Genomic DNA, 12,795 nt, shown 5'->3' with positions numbered 1-12,795 from the left:
GACAATGCTATATTTTAATTTGGCTAACCTCAATAGTTAGCTTCTCTAACAAATATTTAAGAGTGTTTATTGATTCTATGAAGCTATTGTCGTCTTTTTCATAATAAGAATTTTCTGCTTGTTCACAGCATTTAAAAATTGATGTAAGGCATAAATTTCCAGACGTCCCTTTAATGGCATGAATATGTTCGTAGCAAAAGGACCAATCTAAAGGAAGTGAAAAAAGTTTAGGATCAATGCTGGGGTAAGCATCGCAAAAACCATTCAACAGTTCAAAATAAAATATAACATCATCAGTCATATTTATTGCTGCGGCTAAGTCAATCCCTGATATAGCTGCCAGCTTTTCTTCTAATGATATATTTTGCTTTGCGGAGTTTTGATTACTTGTGGGGTAAGATAAATGACTAATATTGTTGTTAGTAATAATCCATTTTGCCATAGTATTAAACATGACTGGTATATCAATGGGTTTATTAATAATATCATTCATGCCAACAGAAATTACTTTTTCTTTATCTCCGACCATTGCATTCGCCGTCATGGCAATTATTGGAAGTTGTGCAAAACTAGGTTGCTCTCTAATGATTTTAGTTGCTTGGTATCCATCTAACACAGGCATCTGACAATCCATTAATACACCGTCATAAATATTCTCTTTGACCATGTTGACCGCTTCAATACCATTATTAGCAATATCAACATTTATCCCGTGACGTTGCAGGATATCTTTTGCAAGCTCTTGGTTTAGCAGATTGTCTTCTACAAGTAATATATGAGCATTCAAGAGTTTAGCTATAGAGTCTTTACTGCTTTTATCCGTTGGCTCTTTTAATAGCGAGATTTGTTTTAAATCATCTTTTGATATTGAGCTTTTCTTAAGCTGTAATGTGAATGTAAAGGTGGACCCCTGATTTAAGGTGCTAGATACTGAAACATTCCCTCCCATAAGTTCAACAAGTCGTTTAGATATGGCAAGACCTAGTCCGGTGCCCCCATAACGGCGTGTTGTTGACATATCCGCTTGAGAGAATGATTGAAATAATTTACTTAATTGTTCAGAGCTCATACCAATGCCGTTATCTATGATGTTGAACTCAAGCTCGACATTATCGTCAATTTGACGAGATAAATTAACATCAATTATAACCTGGCCCTGTTCGCTAAATTTAATGGCATTGCTACTCAGGTTTAATAATATTTGTTTTAATCGTAAAGGGTCACCGATTAATTGGTGAGGTACTGTTTTATCAACATTAACCTTTAATTCGATCCCTTTTTCTTCACTATCTATTTTAACGAGATTAGCAACATCGTCGAGAACCTGAATTAAAGAAAAATCGATAGATTCTATTTTTATCTTATCGGCTTCTATTTTTGAAAAATCTAAAATATCATTGATGATATTTAGAAGAGATTTAGCAGAGTAATTAACTTTGGTTATATAGTTACGCTGTGTTTTATCAAGTTTACTGTCCAACGCTAAATGACTCATGCCTATGATGGCATTCATCGGTGTTCGAATTTCATGACTCATGTTTGCTAAAAACTGTGATTTTGCTCGATTAGCTTTTTGGGCCTCGGCATGTGCTTGGCTTGATATATTTGTTAAATGAATTAATGCCAGCTGTGATTTACGTATTAAGAATATTAATAATGTTATCGCGATAAAAAATAAAATCCCAGAATACATCATATAATTTGCTACGCGTCTTTCTTCAGCCATTTCTTCAAACCGCTGTCCTCTTATTTCAAGTAAAGTGTTACCGGCGGATTCTGCCGATTTGATCATGTTTGTAGCAATATCATCTAATTCGGATACAACAGAAACAACGGTTTTAAAGTTATCTAGGTAAGAATTCACATTCGTATAAACTGATATAAATATTTGCTTTTCATCGTCTTCTATCAGCATACTTTGAATTTTTTGAATATCTAAAAGCGCCGTTTCTAATGCAAGCTTTACTTGGACACTGTAAGCTTTTTTAACTTCTAACGTTGGTGCTAGAGCAAAGTCACGATCTAATTGTCGGGCAACACTAATGGTTTTTGAAAATCTAGTGACTTCTTCAGATAAAGCTAATCGCTTTGCCATTAACTCTTCAATATCGCTTACTTGTTGCTGAATACTTTCAAGTACTAACATTTCGTTATTACGTAAATCAAAAGATAACTGTGTAAGTGCATCGGCCTTTTTAGATAAATTAAGCACTATAGGGTGCTCTGCAAGTATTTGCTTTTCATTTTTTAGTGCAAGTAAGTCAATTAAAGATAGGCGATATTGCTCTTTTGCTTCTCGTAAACGAGTTAGCAGGTTCAAACTTCTTTCGTTTTTAATACTACTAGATAGCTTTAATATATTACTATTTAGCTTTCCAAGTTCGACAATTAACTGATCATAGTTACTTTGATTTCTAAATAATAAATATTCTTTTCCATAATTATTAATGGCGCTAATAGATAAAGATAACTCATAAGAAAGCGATGCATTTTTAGTGATCTCTTTCATTTTTTTGCGATTTATTGATATTGAGTCTTTATCTAAGTTTATATATTTTGATTGCAAGTTTTGAATAGATTCCGCACTTAAAGATGCTTTTCTTGCTTCCTCAACCATCAAATCTCTACTATGGGTTTTCTTCTTATTTAGGGTTACATAACTTTCGAAGCCTTTTTGATATTGTTGCAGCCAATTTACTAGTTTTGCTGTTTCTTCACTATAGGCGAGGTCTTGATCATGGAAATCGTTAACCAGTAGTAGAGATTGATTGATTGTTTCTCTAGATTTTTCTGCTTCAATAGATGAGTTATCGCGGGTAAAGGTTAATTCGTGTAAGCGTGCTTGATCTAATGTAATTAGAAGTTGTCCTGCTTTTGCATAACGATCAATTGATGTAAATAAATTATTTAAACTCCACCAAACAACGAACCCAATGCCAAATAAAAATAGAGTAACAACCATAAAACCTAACATAATATTTTTAGATTTTTTCTGAGTATCGTACTCGGTATTACTTTTAACATTGCTCATAAGTGATAAGGGTTGTGTAAGTATATAAATGGAGAATACATATATTAAAATAATTCAACAAGGCATGTACCATTATAGACTATACTGATAATTCGCCCTATTATAGTTGTGAATTATTTATGTCATTACTATCAGTGACTTATGTATTGCTGATAGACGTGAAGTCTTTACGTAACGAAAAGGTAACTGCTGTTTTTTTTAGTGTTTATTGTACAAAAGTTTAATTTAGCGATGGGGGTGAACAGTTTGAATTAGTTGTTCATCAGGCTCTTTGCGTTTTCTACAAACATTTTGCTAGTCTTTTTAATCTGGCCGTCACAAAGCGTTACATTACGACCTTCAATACCCTTTACCTTTTCCATGTTAATTGCAACAGATTTGTTTATCTGAGTGAATACGCTACTAGACAATTCCTTAAGCAAGGACTTAAGTGTAGAGTTAGCGAGAATCATGTCGCTATTCGTCCAAACTTTAACGTAGTTACCATAAGATTCTAAGAAAATGATATTGGAAATATCTACCTTTTCAAGACGTCTGCCGACCTTCAGAGTAAGGGATTGCCGTTGGTGGCTTTCTATATTTTTAGCAAGCATAAATTTACTTATTGCGTGGTCAAATCTTTCTTCGTTGACAGGTTTTAACAAATAGTCAACCACATCTAGCTCGAAGCCATCAATAGCATATTCTGGGTGTGCGCTTACAATAATTACCGAGGGGTGGGGGTGAACCAATTTTAACATATCTATCCCACTTAACGCGGGCATACTTACATCCAAAAACACTAAATCTACTGTGTTATTAGCTAAAACTTGCAGGGCTTCAACCGCATTGTAACATTGAGCAATAACCTGAAAGTCTTTATGTCTTTTCAAGTGGTGTAATATAACTTCATGCGCCATAGGCTCATCATCTATTAATACAACTTTAATATTCATGCTAACTCTATTGTTAAGTTCAGTGTCCACTTGTTGCCAATCGGCCCATAGTTTAGACAGTGTTTTTCTGGGTAAATCAGCTCAAGTCGTTTTATAAAATTATTCAACCCGACACCACTACAGTTTTTTGGGGAACTGGACTGGGGAGAGCTCGGTAAACTGTTTTCACACACTAAAGAAAGCTTTGAGCCTTTAAGAGTACATTGAATATTAATGTCACAGTGTTCAAGGGTTTTCTCAACCGAGTGCTTAAATGCGTTTTCTATAGGAATAATTAGTAATAATGGCGCGATTTTCAATTCTCGCCAATTTTCCTGTGAAATATCAACACTTAATCGAAGATTATCCTTTGCTCTTATGCGTTGCAGCTCAATAAAGTGAGTAAGATAACTTATCTCATCAGCCAAAGGCACGAATGATTGTTGTCCCTGATAAACAGAGTGTCGAAGTAAACTTGCAAGGTGGTCAATAAGTACAGGGGCCACATCGGATTTGGTGATGACTTTGGCATAAATGTTATTCAATACGTTGAACAAAAAATGTGGATTTATTTGTTGTTGCAAAAGGGTAAGTTCTGCTTTGGTATTTTGCTGGGCGAGTTGTGCCAAGCGTCGCTCTCGATGATGGTGGTTAAAGGCTAAAATAACTGGGGTGGTTAAGGTAATAAGCCAAAAGGTAAATATGTAGTTCTCGCGTTGAAATATACCCGTTACATTATCGGGCAGAAACAATAAGGCTTGTTGAGAAACAGGCAGAGAAAAAATGACGATAAAAGCCGCTGGCGTTGCAATAATGATAAAGATCAACGCGGCACAACAATAGGTAAATACACCATAGTTGGTTAATATATAATTCACTAAAACACGGTTGTTTGTGAAGTATATTAGCCAGGTTATAGACGCGATTAACACCAACTGTAGCGTTGATACCAATAATTTTTTGTAGTCGATAAGTTCCAAATCTAAGCTGACAATAAGAGTATCGCTGGCAACCTTGAGCCCGTTCTCTGTACTTGTTCCTAAGACCATAAGAAATACCCAAGCGGTTAGGGCGAACAACATAAACGCGTGTACAAAGCTTAATTGCGCTAACTTCAACCGCTTCTTAAAAATTCTATCAACCGACCAAAAGAAAGGTAGTTTGGCGAAAATGCTAAACAACAAAAACACTAGGTAATCATCAAGCGACAAGCTAAAACCCATTATAAAATCAGGTTCGATGATATTCATGAGCACTAAAAATAAAGGATAAACGACAAAGCCAAGCCCCCAAATAAGGATACCCTTCAACCCTCGACTTTGTTGAGCAAATAGGTGGGATAAAACAAAAGGAAAACCCATTAATAGATAGGTAAAGGTAACTAGTACGTAGTCAGTCAGAGACGACATATTTGACGATAAAAATTCAATATGCGAGACGATTAACAACGCGCAAACCATAGGGATAATGTTGCTTGCGATTAAGAGCCGCTCTTTAGAGTTTATTCTGTTCATAAGTCTAGTTTAGTGCAGAGTTTCTTATTAATGCAGAGTCTTGCTATCACTATAACTTAATCGGCAACAATACGTATGAATAAATGATGACATAGCAATTTCGAATGATGTAATGAACAATTTAAACTTTATCACTTATCGAGCCAACGTCGTCATTTACGCATAGAGCGAGAGCTGTAAAACCACTAGCATAATGTGACTGAATCAAACAATCGGAGTAGTTCTTATGTTAGCGTTACAAGGCATTGATAAACGATATAAAGACGGCACACACGCGCTGAAAGAAGTTTCACTGGAACTGGACTGTGGAATGATTGGCTTGCTTGGGCCAAATGGTGCAGGTAAGTCTTCACTAATGAGAACGTTAGCTTGTTTGCAAGCGCCCGACTTTGGTAGTTACGCATTCGAGGGTGAAAACTGCTTAGAAAACCCCATGGAACTTCGCCAAAAATTGGGATATTTGCCGCAATATTTTGGCGTCTATCCAAACATGTCTTGTGCTTCATTGCTCGAGCATATTGCAGTATTGAAGGGCTTACCAGCTAAGAAATATAGACCCCAAATAGATTTTCTTTTGGAATTAACTAATTTGTCTGCGGTTGCAGGTAAAAGCGTTGCTTCCTTCTCTGGGGGAATGAAGCAACGCTTTGGTATTGCTCAAGCATTATTAGGTGACCCTAAGCTGATCATTATGGACGAACCGACTTCGGGGTTGGATCCTGCTGAACGGGAACGTCTGCACGATGTTTTGGTGGAAGTGAGCACCAAGAAATTAATTATTCTATCGACCCATATCGTGGAAGACATTGAAAACCTTTGCCATCACGTCGCCATGTTAATTAGTGGGAAAATTGTTGAAAGTGCGGATGTTAAACAGTTGATAGCTCCGCTAGAGAGCAAAGTATGGGCAAGCGATATCTATCTACCCAATTCCTCTGACTCAACTAATCAAACAACGCTGAGTAAAAGCTATAAGTTTGGCAAACCTTCTTGGCGTATTTATTCAGATCAAAAACCTATGGCGAACGCTACATTAGTCGAGGCTAATTTAGAAGACCGTTACTTTCTTGAACTTCATAAACAGGCGCAAAGACATGTTAGTGTTTAACGAATTACGATATGCCTACCGTCAACCTCTTGTGTTGATAGCTAGCATTGCTGCTTTATTGATTAGCATAGTCATTGGAATGGGCAGCCTTAACGATAAAACCTCAGTCAATGAGTTACATCAGGTTTACGCGATTTTGCAAATGCTGATTATGCCAGCAGTGTTCACCGTGATTACTGTTGCAACATTACTTAGAGACAAAAATTCAAACATGATGGAGCTTATTGATTCCACTCCGATGACTTTTCGCAAACGCTGGCTGTTGAGAGTTTTGACGACAACTGCCATGGTTAGCTTCCCATTTATTGTTGGCTTTGGCGCTATTTCTGGTATTTTCGCAGCGGAGCAGGGCGATGGCCTACAAGCGATGATGGTATTCTTTGCAGTAAGCGTCGGAGGCATTGTACCCAATACACTTTTATTGGCCTCGTTGGTGTTGTTAATTTTAAAGTATTCAGACAGTAGCTTTACCATTTATGCCTTTAGTGCAGGGTTTGGCATAGTGTATATTCTAGTCGGTAGTCTTTTAGGCTTCCCATTTTTATCAGGAAGTTCCGTAGTAAGCGATGGGTTTTATGATGTGATGTTATGGTTAGATCCATTCGGCATTACACCGTTGCTTCATAACACTGAAACCAATTCATTAAACAGTGCCGAGCTTATAGTTAATAGAGTCTTAAACTTGGCGGTGTGCTGTGCGCTGTTAGTATTTTTGACGAGTGGTAACAAAAACTCTTCGTATTCCAAACAAGCTAAAACTGTATTCAAGGAAAGATTGTCAAGCAAAGTATCACTTTCTAGGTACTTGAATGCAATGTCGCCTCGTACGGTAGTGAGTAGATTATTGCTAGCGAATATGAAGGTGTTAGCCAGTTCAAAAATAACTCAAGTGTTGTTCGCTTTATGGGCGTTCATTGTGTTGAATGAAGTTCTTTCTACCTTGTTAATAGGTGGAGTTGATCAAACTACTGATAGCAATGCCAATAGCATCATGGCGCTTAATGCTGTTGCTTTAGATGTTTACTTGGTATTCACATCGGTTTGTATTGCGCTTTGGAGCTGGCAAATTTGCTGGGAGAACAAGCGCTTGGACTTTGACGGAATAATTGCGTCGATGCCAATAAGTAACATTCAAAAAATTGTTGCTGAAATTGTTAGCTTATCAATTCTACTCGGCCTGTTGACCATTATCATGGGATTAGCCAGCTTGGTTGCCGAGTTAATTGCAGGCAGTGATGTTATCTTCTCTCATTATTTTCTGCAGTTATCTTTGAGTTACTTGCCACAAGTTCTACTTTCAATTATTTTTGTATGCCTTCATCATATGCTGAAATCACCCGCTAAAGCTGGCCTGGTCATATTTATGATTTTGTTGGTGAAGTTCACACCCGTAACATCGAGCGTTGGTGTTACTAATCTATTATGGAATGTCGCTGGTTCCCCCATTCAGCCGGCAAATCAGTATTGGTTATTTTTAGATAGCCTGCACGTTTATTTACCGTTCACACTGTTTTGGATTTTGTTCGCCATTACACTATTCTTCATTGCCGTGAGCGTCTCACATAGAGGCACAGGTTATGTGATGGCGAAGAGCAAGTTGAATAACGCGGCGAAAGTTATGCTTTTTCTGACAGTCGGTGTAGGAGTGGTAATTGATTATCAGCTCACTACCGAAAAACCGCTGACCTATTCCTTGCAAAAAGAGAGTTGGAAAAAAGGCTATGAGGAATCATTTCGACATTATTCGACATTACCTCAACCCAAAATAGTTGAGATAACATCAAACGCAGAACTATATCCGGAGTCTGGATTAGCACAATTTACGGTTCATTACAGGTTGACCAATATGTCAGATGAGATAATCCCTAAAATTCTTGTCGGGCGGCATGGTAACTTAGATGACTGGTCACTAGAGCTCCCTACATCAGGAACAAAACATAGCAAGCTTAAGTTTAATCATTCAGAGGTCTTGCTAAGTGAACCTATGCGCCCGGGTAAGTCGATTAAGCTATCCGCTCGTTTCACGGTACAGCAACCACTGTTGTGGCCTTATAATGAAAATATGATCCTTAGTGAGCAGTATACTAGAATCGCAGCAGACTATCTCTTACCGGTAGTTGGCTATCAGGCATCTTTCGAAATAAAGGATAGGCAACGACGCATTGCTCTAGGGTTGATTGAACAGCCAACACCTCCATCATTACCTGTTAAAGCGCTCGTTAAATCTAAGGTTTCAACACATTCAAATCACACCGTAGTACCTATAGGTGAACTGGTTGAAGACTGGGCTCAGGGGGATAGAAGGTTTTATCAATTTGCGAGTACTAAGCCTATATACGTTGACTTTTCATGGTTATCTATGCCGGTTAAACCAATTAGAGCAGGGGGGCAAGGTTTGAAAGTTTTGTTTTTCACACCTTCGCAAAATATTGTGCCAAACTCTATTATAAAATCGGCAGTCTTTGACTTTATCCGCTGGACAGAGGCTAGTATACCGTCGTTTAATCTTAGTAACATAAATGTTGTATATACCCCGTTGCTAGAAAGCGATATTCAGCCTCATGCTCAAACAGTTTTCTTGAACTCAAATTGGGTCTTCACGTTAGCTACGACTAGTCGCGAGGAGTTTAACGCTGAGCAGTATGGAAAAATGACGAGGGCGGCAATAATGTCTATGTTAATACCTTACGACTCTAACACGCATATGAAAAAACTAATCGCCAGTATTATCCAATTGAAAATCATGAAAGAAAATCTTGGCGAAATTAAAACTGACGAATTTTTGCTGCGCGTTTCCAGTGAGCATGAGAAATTGTATAATCTCTCAGAAAAGCAAAACGCTACAGAGCTGGTGGTTAGTTCATTCTTAGATAACCTCTCACTCACGTTGGCCTCTGAGTTGCTTACTACAATGCCTGATGATTACTTGAAAACGGCCATAACCAGATATCTTGATACGGGTGTCAACCTATTCGGTTCCAATGAATTTGTATCAAATGAAGAGTTGGAATTTGAGAGTGAGCAACGGGAGGAAGTTAATAATACTCTGCGGTCTTATTTTTCAAGTGACTATCGGAATAACCTTTAATTTACAGGAATTTGATTATCAACGTAATCGGCTAACACTTTAGTTGCTTTTTTCGCTTCACCTTGAGCAACCAAGCCCAACGCCTCTACTTGAACAGCCTCTTGTTCTACAACATAACGAAAAAAATCTTTATCTTCTTCAGGGGCAAGTTTCTCCATTTCCTTTATTCCCTCAAGGTATTCCACGGTTGAGCTATATATCGTATTAAGCATGTATTCTGGAAACAAATTAGACATTAAACGAAGGCTACTCGTTTTCACTGAAGTAAAAAATGTTGGTTGCATATCTAAACCATATTTATCAGCATAAGGTTTATATAAACGCTGATTAATCACTTCCAAGTCATAATACACACTCCAAAACTCTTCAACGTCATTATCACCCCATGATGTTGAAGATCTCTCTGTATACATAAGGGCAAATGCTCTATTTTGAACTTCACCTTCGTAAAGTTCTAAAAAACGCTCTTCTTTTGATTCTGTCATGCTACATCCCGTAATAGCGATAATTAGAGTCACTATTAAAATTAAATTTTTGTAAAACATACATATCCTTTTTATGAGTACGTTTAGATTAAGCTTTAGTAGGGGGAGTCGTATTTCTTAAAGCCACTACAAAGTGACTCATATAATGAGTCACTGAGGGCTTACTTTATATTTTGTTCTACTAAATCAGGCAAGAACCTTCATGCCAAGAGCTTTGATATTCATGACCCAAGGGTGGTGGTACTCTTCAAAACCGGTAATTTTTGGTGATGGAAAACTTGGATCTGTGAAAGTGCCAATTCTGATACCAATACGAGCATCATCTGTATCTGCCGTATAGTAAACTGTCGATGCGCATTCAGGGCAGAAATGGTATGTACCACCTTGATCGGCACAAGTTCTATATGAAACTGGCTTATCCCCAGGGAACTTCCATGTAGAAGATTTACCTTTAATTGTTAACTCTTCCTTGGGAAATCTCGCTTGTATGCTAAAAGCACTACCTGATTGTTTTTGACATAAGTAACAATGACATAAGGAAATTCGTTCAGGATCAGGACCTACATGCGTTACCGTTAACTGCCCACAATTACATGAAGCTGTTCGCGTTTTTATAGATGTATCTCGAGTTTCTTCCTTCTTAGGAGAAACACCTGCTCTAACATTTCCTGCTACTAATGCCGAAGCTAAGATAGAAGCTCCCCCTGCCAATAGAGTTCGTCGAGTAAGTTTGTTTGTCATTTTAAATTACCTTTTATCTTATTGAGAACTTAAGATCTCAATGTATTAACTTCAGTAAACTATTAGTGATCATTTCTTAAGATTATATTTATTTAAAGTTTCACTAAATTATTAAAAAACGATGGCTTACATCATCATAATTAAGCTTAGTATAAATATGGTGAATTGAGATGTTTTAAGGTACTTTCCTAGTTAGGATTATTCAAAATTGTGTGCACTTCTTGCCTGTTAACATCTTGGTTTGATAGGATTAAATCAGCTTTAGGGGGAAGAATGGATAGGCTTGTGATTTTATTGGTGCTAGTGAAATTGCCTATATTAACCTAAGGGCAAAAAAACGGTAAAAATTGTGCCTTTATTGAGCTCACTATCGACAGATATGGTTCCTCCATATTTTTCAACAATACTTTGAGAAATAGATAATCCAAGACCGGTGCCTTTACCGGTTACTTTAGAGGTATAGAATGGATCGAATATCTTCCACATATCGTCTTCTGAAATACCCAAACCTGTATCCGAAACGCTTATATTAATTCCCATATCGGTTACTTCACTTGTTAAACTCACTTCACCCTTAACGCCAATCGCGTCATTAGCATTAAGCAAAAGGTTCATAATAACTTGCCCTAATTCACCAGGACAACACTTATACTTTGGCAATGGAGCCAATAACGTTTTCAACTTACATTTGTACTTCAACTCGTTACAAACTATACGAAGTGCAGTTTCTATCACGTCTTCATTCAAATCGACCCATTTTAGTCCCGCTTCATCAACCTGGGAAAATTGCTTAAGCTGCATGACTATTTTTTGAATACGGACGGTGCCATTAATAGAATCATCTAGCAGCATGGTTATATCCGATAATATATAATCCAGCTGCTTTTGCTGCTTTATTTCCAGAACCTTATTTAATAATTCACCTGTCTTTGATTCACTTAGTATTTCCTGATGTAGCATAAGCGCTTGTTCCAATTCTGAGTACACTTGAAAAACGGCGATAATGCTATTTTTGTAATCGGCTAATGTTTCTAAATTACTTTTAATAAATCCGGTAGGGTTATTAATCTCATGTGCTATACCTGCGGCTAACAGACCAACAGAAGCTAATTTTTCAGAATGTACCAGTTGCCTTTGCTTATCTTTTAATTCTTGTTGAGCTTTGATTATTTCTGCTTCATAGTTTTTACGTTCAGTCACATCCTCAATAATCGTAAGAATTCTATTCCAAGTATCCTCATCACCACTGACAAGACGAGTGATTAGACGTACATCAAATATAGAGCCATCCATGCGAGTTTCTTTGAGTTCTTGATAGTTAATTTTGTTAGTGCTGGCGAGAGCCGAAATTTCAGATGCGTAAAGACTTTCCCAATCTTCATCCCACCATTCTTCAGCATTTTCCTCCGCCTCAATAAATTCAGTGATAGAATTTGCACCGTATATTTTCAGGGCACTATCATTAACACTATTAATTTTGATTGAATCGACTAGCTTGCGTAAAAATAGTGGGTTATTTTTAAAATATAGAGGTAAATTATCAATATTTTCAGGATGTAATTTATCAATTTCTTTTTTAATAATGGACCAATCTTGCTCAATAATGCCAAGCGGTAATTCAGAAAAAAGGGAATGGTGACGTTGCTCTCTTTTACTTATAGATTTACCTGACTTATTGTTACTCATATCATGGTCTCCCCATAGGCAATGAGGGAAACTCCATCTTTAATGGAAAATATACACCCATGAAAACCTCTAGTAGTAGCATAATATTTAATACCTATAATTCAATATAGCACATAAAAATTATATACTTATGTCACCGCAGAGTTGAAATTAAACAATTTCGAGGGAGAGGGACTGCAGACTGATTTAAACAGTTTAAAGGTTTGATTTAGACAAATAAAAAAGCCT

General features: G+C 37.1%; 8 protein-coding genes. 2 read left to right on the top strand and 6 right to left on the bottom strand.

The genetic code is table 11. From position 1 onward, the window contains the following. Nucleotides 1-7: 7 nt before the first annotated feature. From RI845_RS11740 to RI845_RS11730, 3 genes are all read right to left on the bottom strand, one after another. Nucleotides 8-3,031 carry a hybrid sensor histidine kinase/response regulator gene (locus RI845_RS11740; RefSeq protein ID WP_348386352.1) on the bottom strand — a complete coding sequence of 1,008 codons (3,024 nt, stop codon included), beginning with the start codon at nucleotides 3,029-3,031 and terminating at the stop codon, nucleotides 8-10. 251 nt (nucleotides 3,032-3,282) lie between these two features. After that, nucleotides 3,283-3,966, bottom strand: coding sequence for a LytR/AlgR family response regulator transcription factor (locus tag RI845_RS11735; RefSeq protein ID WP_348386351.1), 684 nt, complete (start codon nucleotides 3,964-3,966; stop codon nucleotides 3,283-3,285). Further along, nucleotides 3,963-5,459, bottom strand: coding sequence for a sensor histidine kinase (locus tag RI845_RS11730; protein WP_348386350.1), 1,497 nt, complete (start codon nucleotides 5,457-5,459; stop codon nucleotides 3,963-3,965). Before RI845_RS11730 ends, RI845_RS11735 begins: the two co-directional genes overlap by 4 nt. A gap of 226 nt (nucleotides 5,460-5,685) precedes the next feature. Between RI845_RS11730 and RI845_RS11725 the strand changes: the two genes are divergently transcribed. Continuing rightward, entirely contained in the window at nucleotides 5,686-6,567 is an 882-nt protein-coding gene (locus tag RI845_RS11725; protein ID WP_348386349.1) for an ABC transporter ATP-binding protein, read from the top strand. Further along, nucleotides 6,554-9,655, top strand: a complete 3,102-nt coding sequence (locus RI845_RS11720; RefSeq protein WP_348386348.1) for a hypothetical protein — start codon at nucleotides 6,554-6,556, stop codon at nucleotides 9,653-9,655. The genes RI845_RS11725 and RI845_RS11720 overlap by 14 nt, the downstream gene beginning before the upstream one ends. On the opposite strand, the gene RI845_RS11715 is transcribed toward RI845_RS11720, so the two are convergent. The 3 genes from RI845_RS11715 to RI845_RS11705 form a co-directional block, all read right to left on the bottom strand. Next, nucleotides 9,652-10,140, bottom strand: coding sequence for a hypothetical protein (locus tag RI845_RS11715; RefSeq protein WP_348386347.1), 489 nt, complete (start codon nucleotides 10,138-10,140; stop codon nucleotides 9,652-9,654). The genes RI845_RS11720 and RI845_RS11715 overlap by 4 nt on opposite strands. Nucleotides 10,141-10,326: 186 nt before the next feature. Then, nucleotides 10,327-10,881 (bottom strand): GFA family protein, encoded by a 555-nt coding sequence (locus RI845_RS11710; protein ID WP_348386346.1) that lies wholly within the window; start codon nucleotides 10,879-10,881, stop codon nucleotides 10,327-10,329. A gap of 318 nt (nucleotides 10,882-11,199) precedes the next feature. Then, the gene (locus tag RI845_RS11705) at nucleotides 11,200-12,567 is read right to left on the bottom strand and encodes a PAS domain-containing sensor histidine kinase (RefSeq protein WP_348386345.1); all 1,368 of its coding nucleotides are present in this window, start codon (nucleotides 12,565-12,567) and stop codon (nucleotides 11,200-11,202) included. Between the last annotated feature and the right edge of the window lie 228 nt (nucleotides 12,568-12,795).

It is taken from the genome of Thalassotalea nanhaiensis (assembly GCF_031583575.1).
Classification (GTDB): domain Bacteria; phylum Pseudomonadota; class Gammaproteobacteria; order Enterobacterales; family Alteromonadaceae; genus Thalassotalea_A; species Thalassotalea_A nanhaiensis.
Note: the sequence above shows the minus strand (reverse complement) of the source record. Positions and strands in the feature narration are given on the sequence as shown.

Excerpts from the sequence above, each read along its gene's own strand:
- RI845_RS11720 (WP_348386348.1), top strand. The coding sequence starts at position 6,554 with ATGTTAGTGTTTAACGAATTACGATATGCCTACCGTCAACCTCTTGTG.
- RI845_RS11735 (WP_348386351.1), bottom strand. The coding sequence starts at position 3,966 with ATGAATATTAAAGTTGTATTAATAGATGATGAGCCTATGGCGCATGAA.
- RI845_RS11705 (WP_348386345.1), bottom strand. The coding sequence starts at position 12,567 with ATGAGTAACAATAAGTCAGGTAAATCTATAAGTAAAAGAGAGCAACGT.
- RI845_RS11715 (WP_348386347.1), bottom strand. The coding sequence starts at position 10,140 with ATGACAGAATCAAAAGAAGAGCGTTTTTTAGAACTTTACGAAGGTGAA.
- RI845_RS11710 (WP_348386346.1), bottom strand. The coding sequence starts at position 10,881 with ATGACAAACAAACTTACTCGACGAACTCTATTGGCAGGGGGAGCTTCT.
- RI845_RS11740 (WP_348386352.1), bottom strand. The coding sequence starts at position 3,031 with ATGAGCAATGTTAAAAGTAATACCGAGTACGATACTCAGAAAAAATCT.
- RI845_RS11730 (WP_348386350.1), bottom strand. The coding sequence starts at position 5,459 with ATGAACAGAATAAACTCTAAAGAGCGGCTCTTAATCGCAAGCAACATT.
- RI845_RS11725 (WP_348386349.1), top strand. The coding sequence starts at position 5,686 with ATGTTAGCGTTACAAGGCATTGATAAACGATATAAAGACGGCACACAC.